Source organism: Cupriavidus sp. 30B13 (assembly GCF_049059565.2).
Lineage (GTDB): Bacteria > Pseudomonadota > Gammaproteobacteria > Burkholderiales > Burkholderiaceae > Cupriavidus.
The window spans coordinates 3,601,402-3,617,937 of sequence record NZ_CP188223.1; the positions used below are offsets into that span (position 1 = coordinate 3,601,402).

Below are 16,536 nucleotides of genomic sequence, written 5' to 3' on the forward strand. Positions count from 1 at the left end.
AGAAAAGCGTTTGCCGGAGCGGGGCGGCCAGCGCCGCCGCGCCCGGGGAGCGGATTACCGTGCCAGCGTGTCGCGCACCGTGCGCACGACGTTCTCGACCGTGAAGCCGAAGTGCTTGAACAATACGCCGGCCGGAGCCGATTCGCCGAAGGTGTCGATGCCGACCACCGCCTGGACCTGGTACTTCCACCAGAAATCGGTGACGCCGGCCTCGACCGCCACGCGCGGCACGCCCGCCGGCAGCACCGAGGCCTTGTAGGCGGCGTCCTGCTTGTCGAACACGGTCGTTGCCGGCACCGAGACCACGCGCACGTGCACGCCGTCGATGGCCAGCTGCTCGGCCGCGCCCACGGCCAGGCCGACTTCCGAGCCGGTGGCGATGATCACCGCGTCCGGCAGGCCGGTCTTGGGATCGTTGCCTTCGCGCAGCACGTAGCCGCCGCGCGCGATATTGGCGCGGGTGGCGTCGCTGCGCTTCTGGAACGGCAGGTTCTGGCGGCTGAAGATCAGGCAGCTCGGGCCGTTCTCGCGGCGCACGGCCTGGGCCCAGGCGACCGCGGTCTCGGTGGTGTCGGCGGTGCGCCACACGTCCATGTTGGGGATCAGGCGCAGGCTGGCGACGTGCTCGATCGACTGGTGGGTCGGGCCGTCTTCGCCCAGGCCGATGGAGTCGTGGGTGAACACGAACAGCGTGCGGATCTTCATCAGCGCGGCCATGCGCAGCGCGTTGCGGCTGTAGTCCGAGAAGGTCAGGAAGGTGCCGCCGTAAGGGATGTAGCCGCCATGCAGCGTGATGCCGTTCATCACGGCGCTCATGCCGAACTCGCGCACGCCGTAGTTGATGTGGTTGCCCCAGGCATCCACGCGCACCGCCTTGCTGCCCGACCAGTTGGTCAGGTTGGAGCCGGTCAGATCGGCCGAGCCGCCGAGGAACTCGGGCAGCACCGGGCCGAAGGCCTCGATGGTGTTCTGGCTGGCCTTGCGGGTGGCGATGGTCTCGGCCTTTTCCTCGCACTTGGCCAGGAAGGCATCGACGGCGGCGTCGAACGCGCCCGGCAGCTCGCCGCGCATGCGGCGCTGGAATTCGCCGGCTTCGTACGGGAAACGCTCGGCATAGGCTTCGAACAGCGCGTTCCAGGCCTTCTCCAGCGAGCCGCCACGGGGCTTGGCGTCCCACGCCGCATAGACTTCGGCGGGCACTTCGAACGGCGCATGGGCCCAGCCCAGCGCTTCGCGCGTGGCCAGGATCTCCGCGCCGCCGAGCGGCGCGCCGTGCACATCGTGGCCGCCTTCCTTGTTGGGCGCGCCCTTGCCGATCAGGGTGCGGCAGCAGATCAGGGTCGGGCGGTCGCTGGACTTGGCCTCGGCGATGGCGGCGTCGACGGCGGCGGCGTCATGGCCGTCCACCGCGCGGATCACGTTCCAGCCGTAGGCTTCGAAACGCTTGGGGGTGTCGTCGCCGAACCAGTGCTCGACGTCGCCGTCGATGGAAATGCCGTTGTCGTCCCACAGCGCGACCAGCTTGTTCAGGCGCAGCGTGCCGGCCAGCGAGCAGGCCTCGTGGCTGATGCCTTCCATCAGGCAGCCGTCGCCGAGGAACACGTAGGTGTGGTGGTCGACGATGTCGAAGCCGGGGCGGTTGAATTCCTCGCCCAGCAGGCGCTCGGCCAGCGCCATGCCGACCGCGTTGGTCAGGCCCTGGCCCAGCGGACCGGTGGTGGTTTCCACACCGGGCGTGATGCCATATTCGGGGTGGCCGGCGGTCTTGCTGTGCAACTGGCGGAAGTTCTTCAGCTCGCTGACCGGCAGGTCGTAGCCGGTCAGGTGCAGCAGCGCGTAGAGCAGCATCGAGCCGTGGCCGTTGGACAGCACGAAGCGGTCGCGGTCGGCCCACTTGGGATTGGCCGGGTTATGCTTCAGATGACGGCCCCACAGCGCCACCGCGATGTCCGCCATGCCCATCGGCATGCCGGGGTGGCCTGAATTGGCCTGCTGGACGGCGTCCATGGCCAGGACGCGGATGGCGTTGGCCATGAGTTGGACGGGCTGCGAAGCGTGCGGACTGGCGGCGGGATGGGCGAGGTGGGACATGCGGCGGGAACCTGGCGGCGGGAAAAGCGCGATTTTACCAGAAGGAAACGGGGAGTCCGGCCCCCGGCGGGGGCGCCCGGCGGCGTGGCGCGCGCCCTGCCCCCGCGCCCGCGCGCGCGTTTCGACAGCGCCGGCGCACCCGCGTAAGATGCTCGTTCGCACCGCGCGCCGCGCCGCCAAGGCAGGCGCGGCGCGGCTTTCGGCAACCAGGAGACGACAGGAGACGATCATGACGAGACCGGCCAACACGCCCTGGCTCACCCCCTACCTGACGGTGTCCAACGGGCGCCGCGCGCTCGACTTCTACCACCGCGCCTTCGGCTTCAGCGCGGGGAACGTGGTCGACGAGAACGGCGTGCCCACGCACGCCGAGATGCACTACCGCGGCGAGCTGGTGGTGATGTTCGCGCCCGAAGGCGCCTGGGGCAGCACGGCGCGCACGCCGCGCTCGCTCGGCGTCGAATGCCCGCAGACCTTCTATGTGTATTGCGACGACGTGGACGCCATGCACGCGCGCGCCGTCGCCGCCGGCGCGGTCAGCCTGATGGCGCCCGCCGACCAGTTCTGGGGCGACCGCTATTGCATGGTCGAGGATCCCGACGGCTACCGCTGGGGCTTCGGCAAACCGCTGGAAAAGAAGGACGGAAGCGCCTGATGCCACCTCGTTTCTTCATCGACGCCGCGCTGGCCGCGCAAACCGACATGACGCTGCCGGAGGCCGTGGTGCGCCACGTGCAGGTGCTGCGGCTCAATCCGGGCGACGACATCACGCTGTTCGACGGCCGCGGCGGCAGCCACGCCGCCACGCTGCTCGAGATCGGCAAGCGCCATGCGCTGGCGCGCATCGGCGGGCGCGATCCGGCCGAGGCCGAGCTGCCGTTCCGCGTCACGCTGGCGCAGGGCCTGGCCGGAGGCGACAAGATGGACTGGCTGATCGAGAAGGCGGTGGAGCTGGGCGTCGGCGCGATCCAGCCGTTGCAGGCAGCGCGCTCGGTGGTGCGCCTGGCGGGCGAACGCGCGCAGAAGCGCCATGCGCACTGGCAGGCGCTGGTGGAAGCGGCATGCGAGCAGTGCGGGCGCAACCGCCTGCCCGCGGTCGCGCCGGTGGCCGGGCTGGACGCCTGGCTGGCGCGGCAGGCGGGGCCGGACGCGGACCCCGGCGCGCGCCTGCTGATCTCGCCGCGCGCCGGCCAATCGCTGGTATCGTTTGCCACGGAACACCGGCAGGGCCTGCTGGACGGCGGCGTGACGCTGCTGATCGGCCCCGAGGGCGGGCTGGCGCCGGAGGAAGAGGCGGCGGCGCTGCGCGCGGGTTTCACGGGGGTGTCGCTCGGGCCGCGTATCTTGCGTACCGAGACCGCAGGGCTTGCCTGCCTGGCCGCGCTCAACGCGGTGCTGGGCGGATTCTGACGGCGGCGGGCCATCCGGGTCCGGTGCCGCATTTCACCGAAGGAGTCGATCATGGGACTACTCGATAGCGTGCTGGGCGGGGTGCTCGGGCAGCGCGGCAGCGGCGAAACGGGCGCGGGCGGGCTGAGTCCGAAGATGATGATGGCGCTGGGCCTGCTGGCCATGCTGGCGATGCGCCACAAGGGCGGCGACGCGGGCGAAGCCGCGCCGCAGGATCCGGCCGGCGGCGGCGGCCTGGGCAGCCTCGGCAACCTGGGCAGCCTCGGCAACCTGGGCGGGCTCGGCGGCCTGCTGGGCGGGCTGCTCGGCGGCCAGGGCCAGCCGGGCGGCGCGCCGGCGCTGGGCGCCGCGGCCGGGGGCATCGGCGCCCTGCAGGAAATCCTGGCCCAGGCCGGCCTGGGCGAGCAGGTCAAGTCGTGGATCGGCACCGGCGACAACCAGCCGGTCTCGCCGTCCCAACTGGCCGGCGCGCTGGGCGGCTCCGGCGCGCTCGAATCGCTGGCCAGCTCCACCGGCATGTCGGCGGACGACGTGGCCGCGCACCTGAGCGAAGGATTGCCGGAGCTGATCGACAAGCTCACCCCCGCGGGCGAAGTGCCGCCGGCCGCATAAGCCGCGCCGGCGCTTGCGGCGCACAGGCAAAACAAAAGGCCCGCTCAGGCGGGCCTTTGTCATGGCTGGCCGGTCACGGCCGGCGCGCGGTCCGGGCGGGCTTCAGGCGAACGAGTAGAACACGCGGAACTGCACCTTGCGCTCGGCCCAGAACTCGGCGGCGTCCCGGAAGACGTCGAGCAGGACCTCGCGGCCTTCCTTGTCGAACTTCTGCGCGATCGGCAGGCCTTCGAGCACGATCACGAAACCGGGCTGCGCGCCGGCCTTGTGGATCAGGTCGGTCAGGCAGTCGGCCAGTGCGTCGAAGTTCTTGCCGAAATGCTTCGGGAACAGGAAGCTGGTGGCGATGGTGTCCAGCACCTCGGCCTTGCTCTGGCAATGCGCGCAGTTGGCGTACAGGAAATGCTGGCCAAGCTCGGCCGCCGCCTGGGCGAGTTCGGGCACGCGGAACGCGCGGATCGACTGGACGATGTTCGGACGCACCGTCTTGAACAGGTTCATGGCTCCCTCTTTGCTACCGTCGGTGCCAGCTGCGGGAACAGGTGCGAGCGGCGGTTGGTGCGAGAGCTCGTTGCGAGGCATCATCAACACATTGTCGTAAAGATTCCGGGCCTGGGTCTGCGCCCGCTGCCAGCCATCTCCGGCGCCGCGCTCTTCGCGGGCGGCAAGGGCGTCGCCCAGTCCGAAAATGTCAGTCATCATTTGGCTATCCGTTTGAAACTGTTGTAGTGGTCGTCCGTGTAATAGCAGTCGTTGGTGGCGCGTCGATCACCGCCACATACGATCCGTCTGGCTCCCCGGTTCCGGCTGTTTGTTTTCACCGTATATTCGCGGTAATAATCGCGCGGCTTCTGCGGCAGGGCACGCTCGTAGTTGCCGAATCTCGAGCCGTCCTTGGCATACGGAAACGGGCCGCCCGCTTCGATACGCTCCATCGTCAATTGCGCTTCATTGGGCAACTGCTGCAGCGGGATGGTTCCCGTGCCCGCCACGGGCGCCTCGCGCGCCTGCAGCGGCTGCAGCAATGCACACGACACCGCCATGCCCGCCAGCACCCGGCCCGCTGCCCGCGCCAGCGTTGCGGCTGAACCTGCGGCTGAAATCCATGGCGATGCGCGCTGCGTCAAAGGAATCTGGGAACCCACGTTGCTAGTCTTGTTTGGAGGCGCCCACGGGAAAATCCTGGCGCGGCAACGCGATTTCCGCGCCGCCGCGGCGACCTTCCTGCCTGCGCCCCGGACGGCGTGCGCGAAAACGGTGGCATCAAAAAACGGTGACATCGTCGCGCAGGTGTGCCCAACGCGCGCTTTAAGGGCATAAGGTTACGCGCATGCCGCCGAATAATCAATCCCCTGCATCTGCGAACAACGGAAAACTCCAATTGTTTCAAGGTGTTATTAACATGTGTGCGCGCACTTACCCTGCGCTTTGCTCCCCGCCGGGGTGGCGGGGCGGGACGAAAAAAAAGCCGGGCAAGCCCGGCTTTTCCTGGCGGCAGCGGCTTAGCGCTTGGCCGCCGCATCCACCACCACCAGCGCCGTCATATTGACGATGCGGCGCACCGTGGCCGACGGCGTGAGGATGTGCACCGGCGCCTTGACCCCCAGCAGGATCGGCCCGATCGCCACGTTGTTGCCCGCCGCCACCTTCAGCAGGTTGTACGAGATGTTGGCCGCGTCGATGTTCGGGCACACCAGCAGGTTCGCCTCGCCCTTGAGCGTGCCGTCCGGCACCAGCTGCTCGCGCAGCTTCGGGTCCAGCGCGCAGTCCCCGTGCATCTCGCCGTCCACCTCCAGCTCCGGCGCCCGTTCGCGCAGGATCGCCCGCGTTTCGCGCATCTTCTGCGCCGAGGCCGCCTCCGAGGTGCCGAAGTTCGAGTGCGACACCAGCGCCACCTTCGGCTCGATGCCGAAGCGCTTGAGCTCCTCGGCCGCCATGATGGTGATCTCCGCCAGCTGGCACGCGGTCGGGTCCACGTTCACGTGCGTGTCCACCAGGAAGATCTGCCGCCCCGGCAGCACCAGCCCGTTCATCGCCGCGTACACCTCGTTGGTGCCGCCCAGCACCTGGTCGATGTAGCGCAGGTGCGCCGCCGTGGTGCTGACCGTGCCGCACACCATGCCGTCGGCCTCGCCCTTCTTGACCAGCATCGCGCCGATCAGCGTGGTGCGCCGGCGCATTTCCAGCTTGGCGTACTGCTGGGTCACGCCCTGGCGCGCCATCATCTTGAAGTAGGCCTCGGAGTAGTCGCGGAAGCGCGGGTCGTTTTCCGGGTTGACCACGGTGAAGTCCACCCCGCCGCGCAGGCGCAGGCCGAAGCGCTCGATGCGGTGCGCGATCACCGCCGGGCGGCCGATCAGGATCGGGTTGGCCAGCTTCTCGTCGACGATCACCTGCACCGCGCGCAGCACGCGCTCTTCCTCGCCCTCGGCGAAGACGATGCGCTTCTTCTCCATGTCGACCTGGCGCGCCGCCGCGTAGATCGGCTTCATCAGCGTGCCCGAGTGGTAGACGAACTGCTGCAGCTGCAGGCGGTACGCGTCCATGTCGGCGATCGGGCGCGCGGCCACGCCGGACTGCATCGCCGCCTCGGCCACGGCCGGGGCGATCTTGACGATCAGGCGCGGGTCGAACGGCTTGGGGATCAGGTATTCGGGGCCGAACGACAGGTCCTGGATGCCGTAGGCGGTGGCGACGATGTCGCTCTGCTCCTGGCGGGCCAGCTCCGCCACCGCGTGCGCGGCGGCCACTTCCATCTCGCGCGTGATGGTGGTCGCGCCGCAGTCCAGCGCGCCGCGGAAGATGAACGGGAAGCACAGGACGTTGTTGACCTGGTTCGGGTAGTCGGTGCGGCCGGTGGCGATCACCGCGTCCGGGCGCACTTCCTTGACCAGCTCCGGCATGATTTCCGGGTTGGGGTTGGCCAGCGCCAGCACCAGCGGGCGCTCGGCCATGCGCTGCACCATGTCCTGCTTGAGCACGCCGGCGGCGGACACGCCCAGGAAGATGTCGGCCCCGTCGATGACCTCGGCCAGCTTGCGCTTGTCGGTCTTCTGCGCGAAGCGCGCCTTCTCCGGGTCCATCAGCTCGGTGCGGCCCTCGTAGACCACGCCGGCCAGGTCGGTCACCCAGATGTTCTCGAGCTTCATGCCCAGGTCCAGCAGCAGGTCCAGGCAGGCCAGCGCGGCCGCGCCGGCGCCCGAGGCCACCAGCTTGACCTCGCCGATGTCCTTGCCGACCACCTTGAGGCCGTTGATGACGGCCGCGCCCACCACGATGGCGGTGCCGTGCTGGTCGTCGTGGAAGACGGGGATCTTCATGCGCTCGCGCAGCTTGCGCTCGACGTAGAAGCACTCGGGGGCCTTGATGTCCTCGAGGTTGATGCCGCCGAAGGTGGGCTCGAGCGAGGCGATGATCTCGACCAGCTTCTCGGGGTCCTTCTCGTCGATCTCGATGTCGAACACGTCGATGCCGGCGAACTTCTTGAACAGGCCGGCCTTGCCTTCCATGACGGGCTTGGAGGCGGCCGGGCCGATGTCGCCCAGGCCCAGCACGGCGGTGCCGTTGGTGATCACGCCGACCAGGTTGCCGCGCGCGGTGTAGCGGAACGAGTTGGCCGCATCGGCCACGATCTCCTCGCAGGCCGCGGCCACGCCGGGGGAGTAGGCCAGCGCCAGGTCGCGCTGGTTCGACAGCGGCTTGGTCGGCGTGACGGAGATCTTCCCGGGGGTCGGAAACTCGTGATATTCCAGGGCGGCTTTGCGCAGCGCCTCACGCTGCTGCTGTTTCAGGTCGTCTTGGGGCGTGGGCTGCTGGGGACTGGTCATCGGCGCATCTTCCGGTCGGTGGAACCGTTGTAGACGTTATGGGAAACGAAATGGCGGGCCGGTTCCACATACCCGCGGTCTCTTCCTTCTGAACCTGGCATTTTATATTGTGAAATATTATTTCACAATAAGCGTTTTGCGCGGGGCAGCTTTGCGTTTCGGTACAATATGCCGCATGCCGCCAGCGTTGAACAGCGGGGCGTAAGCCACGCCGCCGCACCGCCGCGCCACCCCGGCGCCGGACGCCGCCCGGGCAGAATCCCGCCTCCATCCGTCCCATGCCATCTTCTTCGAGTGCCACCAGCCCGCAGAGTGCCCCGCTCTCCGAGTTCGACCTGATCCGCCGCTTTTTCACCCGTCCCGCGCGCAAGGCGGTGCTCGGCGTGGGCGACGACTGCGCGCTGATCGAAGGCCGCCCCGGCCACCACCTCGCCATCAGCACCGACATGCTGGTCAGCGGGCGCCATTTCTTCCCGGACGTGGCGCCGCGCGCGCTGGGCCACAAGGCGCTGGCGGTCAACCTGTCGGACCTGGCCGCCATGGGCGCCGAGCCGCGCGCCTTCACGCTGGCGCTGGCGCTGCCAGAGGCGGACCCGGCGTGGCTGGGCGAGCTGGCCGCCGGCATGCTGGCGCTGGCCGATGCCCACGGCTGCGAGCTGATCGGCGGCGACACCACGCGCGGCCCGCTCACGCTGAGCCTGACGGTATTCGGCGACGTGCCCGCCGGCATGGCGCTGCGACGCGATGCCGCACGCCCCGGCGACGACATCTGGATTTCCGGCACGCTCGGCGACGCGCGCCTGGCGCTGGGCGACTGCCGCGGCGAATGGCTGCTGCCCGAGCCCGACTTCACGCAGGTGCGCCCGCGCATGGACACGCCGGCGCCGCGCGTCGCGCTGGGCATGGCGCTGCGCGGCGTGGCGCATGCCGCACTCGACATCTCCGACGGCCTGCTCGGCGACCTCGGCCATATCCTGGAGCGCTCGCAGGCCGGCGCCCTGCTCGATGTCGACGCGCTGCCGCGCTCGGCCGTGCTGGCCGAGCAGCCCGAGGCGCGCCAGCGCGAATGCACGCTGGCCGGCGGCGACGACTACGAACTCTGCTTCACCGCGCCGGCCGGCGCCCGCGAGGAAATCGCCGCCATCGGCGCGCGCCTGGGGCTGCCGCTGGCGCGCGTCGGCAACATCACCCCCGAGCCGGGCCTGCGCCTGGTCGACCGCGCGGGCAACCCCTGCGCCTACGGCGGCGGCAGCTTCGACCACTTCGCCTCCCCCTGACAAGCGGTACCCGCCGTGTCATGATGCTGCCGTGCGGGGCGCCAGATCCCGCCCGGGCCGAAGCCGCCCGGGACAATCTCATCCAAACCAGACGAGCCAATCCTTGATGTCCGCCTACCCGCCCGGGCCCGCCGTGCACGATCCCGCCCTGACCCTGGAAGCCGGCCAGGCCGCCAAGGTGCTGCGCCCCACCGCGCGCTTCATGCTGTCGCACCCGGCCCACCTGATCGCGCTGGGCTTCGGCTCGGGCCTGTCGCCGGCCGGCCCCGGCACGGTCGGCACGCTCTACGCCTGGCTGTCCTACCTGGTGATCTCGATGTGGGTGCAGCCGGAGACCTGGCTGTGGATCGTCGCCGGCGGCTTCCTGCTCGGGCTGTGGGCCTGCGCCCGCACCGCGCGCGACATGGGCGTGCACGACCACGGCAGCATGGTGTGGGACGAGATCGTGGCGTTCTGGCTGGTGCTGCTGTTCGTCATGCCGACCGGCTTCTGGGGCCAGCTCGCCGCCTTCCTGTGGTTCCGGCTGTTCGACATCGTCAAGCCGGCCCCGATCGGGCACCTGGACCGCACGCTCAAGGGCCCCGGCCTGCGCGGCGGCTTCGGCGTGATGTTCGACGACGTGATGGCGGCCTTCTACACGCTGCTGGTGTTCGCGCTGTGGCGTTCGCTGTAACCGGCCCGATGCCGCCCCGAACCGACTCCCGAGCCTGCCCCTGAACTTGCCCCGCAACCCTCTTCACTGAATCCGCCATCATGTCCGTCAGCCGCTTGCTCGATCAACTCGCCGTCCAGGCCGGCATCTCCCTGAACGAGAAATCGCTGCTGCTCGCCACGGCGGAATCCTGCACCGGCGGCCTGGTGGCCGCGGCGATCACCGATGTGTCGGGTTCCTCGGGCTGGTTCGAGCGCGGCTTCGTCACCTATTCGAACGAAGCCAAGACCACCATGCTGGGCGTGCCGGCCAAGCTGATCCGCGACCACGGCGCGGTCAGCGAGGAAGTGGCCCACGCCATGGCCGAAGGCGCGCTGCTCAACAGCCGCGCCCAGGTCTCGCTGTCGATCACCGGCGTGGCCGGCCCCAACGGCGGCACGCCCGACAAGCCGGTGGGCATGGTCTGCTTCGGCTGGAGCAACCGCATCACCACGCGGGTGGAGACCCAGCGCTTCCGCGGCGACCGCCAGCAGATCCGCCGCCAGGCGGCCGAGCACGCCATCCGCGGCCTGCTCGAGCTGGTCCGCAACGAATCCTGAAGCTGCCGAAGATACTGAAGTCCCCGCGGCCCTGAACCGGGGCGGCCGGCTGGCCGCCCGGCACGCCGCCGTCAGCCCGCGCGGAAGCGGTTGATGGTCTCGCGCGTCTGCAGCGCGACATTGCGCGCGGCCGCGGCGAAGTCCTTCTCGCGGCTGGCGTAGAGGATGGCGCGCGACGAGTTGATCATCATGCCGGCGCCGCCGGCAGTGCGCCCGGCGCGCACGGTGGCCTCGATGTCGCCGCCCTGGGCGCCGATGCCCGGAATCAGCAGCGGCATGTCGCCCACGATCTCGCGCACCTTGGCGATCTCGGCCGGGAAGGTCGCTCCCACCACCAGTGCCATCTGCCCGCTGGTGTTCCAGCGCGTGGCGGCCGCCTCGGCCACCACCTGGTAGACCGGCTTGCCGTCCACCTGCAGGAACTGCACGTCCGAGCCGCCCGGGTTGGAGGTGCGGCACAGCACGATCACGCCACGGTCGGGATACGCCAGGTAGGGCTCGAGCGAATCCAGGCCCATGTACGGGTTCACGGTGACCGCGTCGGCCTGGTAGCGCTCGAAGGCCTCGATGGCGTATTGCTGCGCGGTCGAGCCGATGTCGCCGCGCTTGGCGTCCAGGATCACGGGAATGCCGGGGTGGGCGTCGTGGATGTAGGCCACCAGCTGCTCGAGCTGGTCTTCGGCGCGCTGCGCGGCGAAATAGGCGATCTGCGGCTTGAAGGCGCACACCAGGTCGGCGGTGGCGTCGACGATCTCGCGGCAGAACGAGAAGATGGCGCCGCCGGTGCCCGTCATGGACAGGGGCAGCTTGGCGGGGTCGGGATCGAGCCCGACGCACAGCAGCGAATCGTTGCGCTGCCAGGCTTCGGCCAGTTGTTCGGTGAAGGTCATGGAATGCTCGCTAGTCTGGGTCGGCCGCGGCGGCGCCCCGGGGCTGGCCCCGCGGGGCCAGGGCGGCGCTGCGCGCGGCGACGGTGGTTGCCAGCGATTTTACCCGCTGCGTGCTATCTTCTGCCGTTCTTCCCCGATACAAAGAGCGGCATCGCACACAGCCGCCCGCCCGCCATGTCCTTCGACCGCCGCAGCGTCATCCTGCTCGTCGTCCTCACCATCGCCTGGGGCGTCAACTGGCCCATCATGAAACTCGGCGTGGCGCACTTTCCCGCCATGGGGTTCCGCCTGCTGTGCATGGCCGGCGGCGTGCTGGCGCTGGGCCTGGCCCTGCGCGTGCGCGGCGAGCCGCTGCGGGTGCCGCCCGGCCAGTGGCCGACGGTGGTCAGGCTCGCCCTGTTCAACATGGTGGTCTGGCACCTGCTGGCGATCTGCGCGGTGAAGATGCTGTCCTCGGGCCGCGCGGCCATCCTCGGCTACACCATGCCGATCTGGGCCGTGGTGTGGGGCCTGGTGCTGTACCGCGAGCGCATCGGCGCGGCCGCCTGGACCGGCATCGCCTGCGCGCTGACCGGCACGGTCCTGCTGCTGTCGGGCGAGCTGGCCGCGCTGGCCGGCAGCCCGGCCGGCACGCTGCTGATGCTGTGCGCCGCGGCCGGCTGGGGCCTGGGCACGCAGATGATGAAGCGCAGCCGCATCGAGATGCCGGTCGGCGTGCTGACCTTCTGGATGCTGGTGGTGACGCTGCCCTTCCTGCTGCTGGGCACGCTGGCGTTCGAGAGCGGCTGGCGCCTGCCCGACGCGGTGGAATGGGGCGCCATCGCCTACAACGCGGTGGTGGTGTTCGCCTACTGCCACCTGGTGTGGTTCGTGCTGGCGCGCAGCCTGCCGCCGGTGGTGTCGAGCCTGTCGGTGATGTTCATCCCCGTGGTGGGCGTGTTCTCGGGCATGTGGCTGCTGGGCGAGCAGCCGCACTGGCAGGACTACGCGGCCATCGTGCTGATGTTCGCCGCGCTGGCCTCGGTGCTGCTGGTGCCGCTGCTGCGCCGGCGCCTGCGGGAGGCCCGTTCCGGCTGAGCGCGGCACCGTTGCGCGCAGGGTGCGGCGGCAGCGCCATTCACCCATATTTCACTTAACAAGCCCCCTGCGTTGGGCTACACTCGCGGCCATCATAATCCCGGAGAAACTACGTGGGCAGTAGCATCGGGTGTTCGAGTCGCCGCGGCGAAGCCGCGACCGCACCGAATGCCATGTCACTGCGGGCTGCGTAACGACGACCGCCGGAGCCGGCCCAGGCCGCTTCCACCGCCTCGTCGGACTTGCCCGCAGAACCATACTGCGGGTGAGCGTTTTTCCGTGTCCCTTGCCGGCGCACCGCCAGTGCGCGCCGCCTCGTTCCGGATCTTCCCTCCCCCGGCTTGCCAGCCATGAACGGCAAACGCCATCGCCTTGCGCGCGCTTTGCGCCGGCGCGCAGCGCGATCACGCTTGCCAGCGGCTTCCCGCCCTTGCGCCGCCACGGCCAGGGACGGGTTCGCTTCCATGCCCGGCCAGCCGCGCCTGCGCGTTTCTCCGCCAAACGCAACAAGGAAGCCCTGGGATGATCAACCTGTTCGTCCTGCAGAAAGGCCGGCTCGCACAGGAGCAGGTCGATGACCGCAATGAACTGCTGCAGCACAAGCCGATCTGGATCGACGTCATCAGTCCCGACGACGAAGAACTCGCCTGGATCAAGGAAGCCTACGGCGTAGCCCTGCCCGAGCTCGAGGACCTCGGCGACCTGGAGGCCTCGGCCCGCTACTTCGAGGGCGAGGACGAAAACATCCACATCCGCACCGACTTCCTGCTCGACGAGGAAGACATCTCGCGCAACGTGCGGGTGGCCTTCGTGCTCACGCGCGACGTGCTGTTCTCCATCCACGACGAAGACCTGCCGGTGTTCCGGCTGGTGCGCCTGCGCGCGCGCATGCGGCCGGGCTCGGTGCGCAACGCCAAGGACGTGCTGATGGACTTGTACGCGACCGACGCCGAATATTCGGCGGACTCGATCGAGGAAGTCTACGAGCGGCTGGAAGCGGCCAGCAGGCGCGTGCTGGCCGAGAACGTGACCGATGCCGCCGCGGCCGACGTGCTGGAAACCATCGCGCGCGAGGAAGACCTGAACGGCCGCATCCGCCGCAACGTCATGGACACGCGCCGCGCGGTCTCCTTCCTGATGCGCAGCCAGCTGCTGTCGGCCGAGCAGCAGGACGAGGCGCGCCAGATCCTGCGCGACATCGACTCGATCGAGAACCACACCGCGTTCCTGTTCGACAAGATCAACTTCCTGATGGACGCCACGGTCGGTTTCATCAATATCAACCAGAACAAGATCATCAAGCTGTTCTCGGTGGTATCGGTGGCGCTGATGCCGCCCACGCTGATCGCCAGCATCTACGGCATGAACTTCAAGCTGATGCCGGAGCTGGACTGGGCGGTGGGGTATCCGTGGGCGATCGCGCTGATGGCGGTGTCGGCGGCGGTGCCGCTGATCTATTTCCGCCGCAAGGGCTGGCTCAGCTGAGCGGCCGCCCGCGCCGGGCTTCCGGCCGGGCTGCCGGCCGGGCGCTCAGTCCGGCAGCGTGGCCGCGCCCATGCGGCGCGCGATGATGCCGGCCTTGGCCCTGAAGTTGACGCGCACGCTGGCGCAGTACGGCTTCTTGTCGAAGCACTTCGGCGCCGGCAGCGCCGCGGCCAGGCGCGCCGCCTGGCCCACGTTGAGCTTCGCCGCGCTGGTCTTGAAGTAGTGCTGGGCGGCGGCCTCGGCGCCGAACACGCCCTCGCCCCACTCGACCGAGTTCAGGTAGATCTCGAAGATGCGCTGCTTGTCCAGCCAGAACTCCAGCATCCACGTGATGGCCAGTTCCTGCCCCTTGCGCAGGTAGTGCTGCTCGGGCGAGAGGAACAGGTTCTTGGCCAGTTGCTGGGTGATGGTGGAGCCGCCGCGCACGATGTGCCCGCGCTTCTTGTTGCGCTCCCACGCATCGAGCATGGCGTCGAGCTCGTAGCCGGGATGGTTGACGAAGTCGGCGTCCTCGCTGGCGATCACCGCGCGCTTGAGGTTGCGCGAGATGTCGTCGTAGCCGACCCAGCGCCGGTCCACCCGGCAGCTCCAGAAATTGAAGCCGCACAGGCGCCAGTGCTCGGCGCGCATGAAGGCGGTGGACGACGGGTTCACATACTGCCAGGCGGCGATCTGCAGGAAGAAATACACCTGCATGGCCAGCACGCCGGCCACCGCGATGCCGATCAGCCAGGCCAGCCAGCGCAGCGGATCGAAGCCGCCCCCCGATGCGGCGGCGGAGCGGGCGGTGCGCCTGCGTTCTGCCATGACGGGTGCGCGCGGCCGGCCGGTCGCTCAGCGGGCTTGCCCGCCCGACGACTCCGCCTGCAGTTCCGCGCGCAGCTGCGCCAGCACCGGCGCGGTGGCGGGCCGCACGCCGCGCCAGTTGTAGAAGGCCTCGGCGGCCTGCTCGACCAGCATGCCCAGCCCGTCGCTGGTGCGCGCGCCGCTCTGCGCGGCGAACTTCAGGAACACGGTCGGCTCGGCGCCGTACATCATGTCGTAGGCCAGCACGCCCTTGCCCAGCAACCCGGCCGGCACCGGCGGCAGCTCGCCCTGCAGGCTGCTGCTGGTGGCGTTGATGACCACGTCGCAGGCGTCGTCGCCGGTCAGCGCGGCGAGCGCGTCGAAGCCGCCGCCCCACAGTTCCACGCCGTATTCGTCGGCCTGCTGCGCCACGTCCTCGAGGATGAAGCTGGCGCGCTCGGGCGTGCGGTTGGCCACAACGATCCGGTCCGGGCGGCACATCACCAGCGGCAGCATCGCGCCCATGGCCGCGCCGCCGGCGCCGAGCAGCAGGATGCGGCGGCCTTCGAGCAGCGTGTCGAGGTTGATCTCGATATCGCGCGCAAGGCCAACGCCGTCGGTATTGTCGCCATGGATCAGGCCGTCCTCGATCCACATGGTGTTGACCGCGCCGGCGCTCTCGGCGCGCGGCGTGAGGCGGTCGGCCAGGTCGTAGGCTTCGAGCTTGAACGGCACCGTCACGTTCAGGCCGTGGCCGCCGCCTTCGAAGAAGGCGCGCACGGTGTCGGCAAACCCGTCCAGCGGCGCCAGCAGGCGCTCATAGGAAACCGCCTCGCCGGTCTGCCGCGCGAAGGCGGCGTGGATGGCAGGCGAGCGGCTGTGCGCGATCGGGTTGCCGACCACCACATAGCGATCGGCGGTGGCGGGGGTCTGCGTGGTTTCTGTGGACATCATCTGGCCTGTAGGCGAGTTTCCAGGCCGCTGCGCGAAAACCTGAAGGTGGAGATCACTTCGAGAATATCCTGCCGCGCCTGCATCTGCGCGGTGAAGGCGCCGAACGGCGCGGCCGCGCGCACGATGGCCACCGCCTGGCGGTCCAGCGCCGGGTCGCCCGAGCTCTTGACCACGTCGATGGCGTCGATGTTGTAGCCGTCGCGGTTGTAGCCGAGCTTGCCCTGGCGGTTGACGTTGATCACCAGGATCAGCTGCCCGTACAGCGGCTTGCCGTTGCGCTGCGGGAAATCGGCGGTGCCGCGCGCCTCGATCTTCTGGCGCAGGCGGTCGTAGTACTGCGCGTATTCGACCTCCTGCGCGCTGGTGGCGGTGAGCTGGAAGCGCTTTGGCCGCTTGGCGTACTGCTCCAGGCTGCGGCCGATCTCGGCCTCGAGCTTGGCCATCTCGTCGAGCGAGGTGCGCTCGTCCTGGCCGCGCAGCGGCGTCTCGGTGCGCTGCTGGCCAGGCTTGAGCGGCTGGCTGCTGACCGCCGGCGCGGCCTCGCGCGCCTGCGTCATGAGGCGCTGCTGCTCCTGTTCGAGCTGCTCCACGCGGCGCTGCATCTGGCGCACCAGGTCGCCGTCCTTGGTGGCGGTCTGGGCCGGCAGCGGCGTGGTGGCGCGCTGCTGGTCCTGCTCGCCGCCGCCGTCGAGATTGGCCTGGGCCAGCACGGTCGGGTTGCGCGGGCGCTGCGCCGACTTGGAGTTGACCAGCACCACGTCGAGCGCGGCATCGGTGCGCTTGATCTCGAACGCCTCGGGCGCCACCACGCGCACGGTCAGCAGCAGCACGTGGGCCAGCACCGAGACGGCCAGCGCCTTGCTCATCGTGCTGCGG

General features: G+C 69.5%; 16 protein-coding genes. 8 read left to right on the forward strand and 8 right to left on the reverse strand.

Annotated elements, in window-relative coordinates; genetic code table 11:
• Positions 1–54 precede the first annotated feature (54 nt).
• Positions 55–2,091: a transketolase gene (tkt, locus tag ACKI2N_RS16515; protein WP_420993477.1), complete on the reverse strand. Its 2,037-nt coding sequence runs from the start codon at positions 2,089–2,091 to the stop codon at positions 55–57.
• Between the two features lie 229 nt (positions 2,092–2,320).
• Between tkt and ACKI2N_RS16520 the strand changes: the two genes are divergently transcribed.
• Genes ACKI2N_RS16520 through ACKI2N_RS16530 form a run of 3 tightly spaced genes read left to right on the forward strand, consistent with a single transcriptional unit; the run spans position 2,321 to position 4,113 of the window.
• Positions 2,321–2,746 (forward strand): VOC family protein, encoded by a 426-nt coding sequence (locus ACKI2N_RS16520; RefSeq protein WP_420993476.1) that lies wholly within the window; start codon positions 2,321–2,323, stop codon positions 2,744–2,746.
• A complete protein-coding gene (locus ACKI2N_RS16525) occupies positions 2,746–3,501 on the forward strand; it encodes a 16S rRNA (uracil(1498)-N(3))-methyltransferase (RefSeq protein WP_420993475.1) in 756 nt (251 codons plus the stop codon). Before ACKI2N_RS16520 ends, ACKI2N_RS16525 begins: the two co-directional genes overlap by 1 nt.
• A 51-nt stretch (positions 3,502–3,552) precedes the next feature.
• Positions 3,553–4,113 carry a YidB family protein gene (locus tag ACKI2N_RS16530; RefSeq protein ID WP_420993474.1) on the forward strand — a complete coding sequence of 187 codons (561 nt, stop codon included), beginning with the start codon at positions 3,553–3,555 and terminating at the stop codon, positions 4,111–4,113.
• Positions 4,114–4,215: 102 nt separating this feature from the next.
• On the opposite strand, the gene ACKI2N_RS16535 is transcribed toward ACKI2N_RS16530, so the two are convergent.
• From ACKI2N_RS16535 to ACKI2N_RS16545, 3 genes are all read right to left on the reverse strand, one after another.
• Positions 4,216–4,815 carry a barstar family protein gene (locus ACKI2N_RS16535; RefSeq protein WP_029044427.1) on the reverse strand — a complete coding sequence of 200 codons (600 nt, stop codon included), beginning with the start codon at positions 4,813–4,815 and terminating at the stop codon, positions 4,216–4,218.
• Positions 4,812–5,240 carry a ribonuclease gene (locus ACKI2N_RS16540; protein WP_420993713.1) on the reverse strand — a complete coding sequence of 143 codons (429 nt, stop codon included), beginning with the start codon at positions 5,238–5,240 and terminating at the stop codon, positions 4,812–4,814. Before ACKI2N_RS16540 ends, ACKI2N_RS16535 begins: the two co-directional genes overlap by 4 nt.
• A gap of 375 nt (positions 5,241–5,615) precedes the next feature.
• The gene (locus tag ACKI2N_RS16545; protein WP_426989989.1) at positions 5,616–7,940 is read right to left on the reverse strand and encodes an NADP-dependent malic enzyme; all 2,325 of its coding nucleotides are present in this window, start codon (positions 7,938–7,940) and stop codon (positions 5,616–5,618) included.
• A gap of 278 nt (positions 7,941–8,218) precedes the next feature.
• Here ACKI2N_RS16545 and thiL point away from each other — a divergent pair, with 278 nt between their 5' ends.
• The 3 genes from thiL to ACKI2N_RS16560 all read left to right on the forward strand — a co-directional run bounded on the left by thiL (position 8,219) and on the right by ACKI2N_RS16560 (position 10,468).
• Positions 8,219–9,217, forward strand: a complete 999-nt coding sequence (thiL, locus tag ACKI2N_RS16550; RefSeq protein ID WP_420996410.1) for a thiamine-phosphate kinase — start codon at positions 8,219–8,221, stop codon at positions 9,215–9,217.
• Positions 9,218–9,323: 106 nt separating this feature from the next.
• Positions 9,324–9,890, forward strand: coding sequence for a phosphatidylglycerophosphatase A (locus ACKI2N_RS16555; RefSeq protein ID WP_420996411.1), 567 nt, complete (start codon positions 9,324–9,326; stop codon positions 9,888–9,890).
• A gap of 80 nt (positions 9,891–9,970) precedes the next feature.
• Positions 9,971–10,468 (forward strand): CinA family protein, encoded by a 498-nt coding sequence (locus tag ACKI2N_RS16560; protein ID WP_420996412.1) that lies wholly within the window; start codon positions 9,971–9,973, stop codon positions 10,466–10,468.
• A 71-nt stretch (positions 10,469–10,539) separates the two neighbouring features.
• On the opposite strand, the gene pyrF is transcribed toward ACKI2N_RS16560, so the two are convergent.
• Positions 10,540–11,358, reverse strand: coding sequence for an orotidine-5'-phosphate decarboxylase (pyrF, locus tag ACKI2N_RS16565; protein WP_420996413.1), 819 nt, complete (start codon positions 11,356–11,358; stop codon positions 10,540–10,542).
• Between the two features lie 174 nt (positions 11,359–11,532).
• On the opposite strand from pyrF, the gene ACKI2N_RS16570 reads away from it, so the two are divergent.
• Both ACKI2N_RS16570 and corA read left to right on the forward strand, forming a co-directional pair.
• Positions 11,533–12,435, forward strand: coding sequence for a DMT family transporter (locus ACKI2N_RS16570; protein ID WP_420996414.1), 903 nt, complete (start codon positions 11,533–11,535; stop codon positions 12,433–12,435).
• Positions 12,436–12,957: 522 nt separating this feature from the next.
• A complete protein-coding gene (gene corA / locus ACKI2N_RS16575; protein WP_420996415.1) occupies positions 12,958–13,920 on the forward strand; it encodes a magnesium/cobalt transporter CorA in 963 nt (320 codons plus the stop codon).
• Positions 13,921–13,965: 45 nt separating this feature from the next.
• On the opposite strand, the gene mtgA is transcribed toward corA, so the two are convergent.
• From mtgA to ACKI2N_RS16590, 3 genes are read right to left on the reverse strand one after another with little or no spacing between them, the layout of a single operon-like run.
• Complete coding sequence (gene mtgA / locus ACKI2N_RS16580) at positions 13,966–14,727, reverse strand: monofunctional biosynthetic peptidoglycan transglycosylase (protein WP_420996416.1); 762 nt, start codon at positions 14,725–14,727, stop codon at positions 13,966–13,968.
• Between the two features lie 27 nt (positions 14,728–14,754).
• Positions 14,755–15,660: a shikimate dehydrogenase gene (gene aroE / locus ACKI2N_RS16585; protein WP_420996417.1), complete on the reverse strand. Its 906-nt coding sequence runs from the start codon at positions 15,658–15,660 to the stop codon at positions 14,755–14,757.
• Positions 15,657–16,526 (reverse strand): energy transducer TonB, encoded by an 870-nt coding sequence (locus ACKI2N_RS16590; protein ID WP_420996517.1) that lies wholly within the window; start codon positions 16,524–16,526, stop codon positions 15,657–15,659. Before ACKI2N_RS16590 ends, aroE begins: the two co-directional genes overlap by 4 nt.
• Between the last annotated feature and the right edge of the window lie 10 nt (positions 16,527–16,536).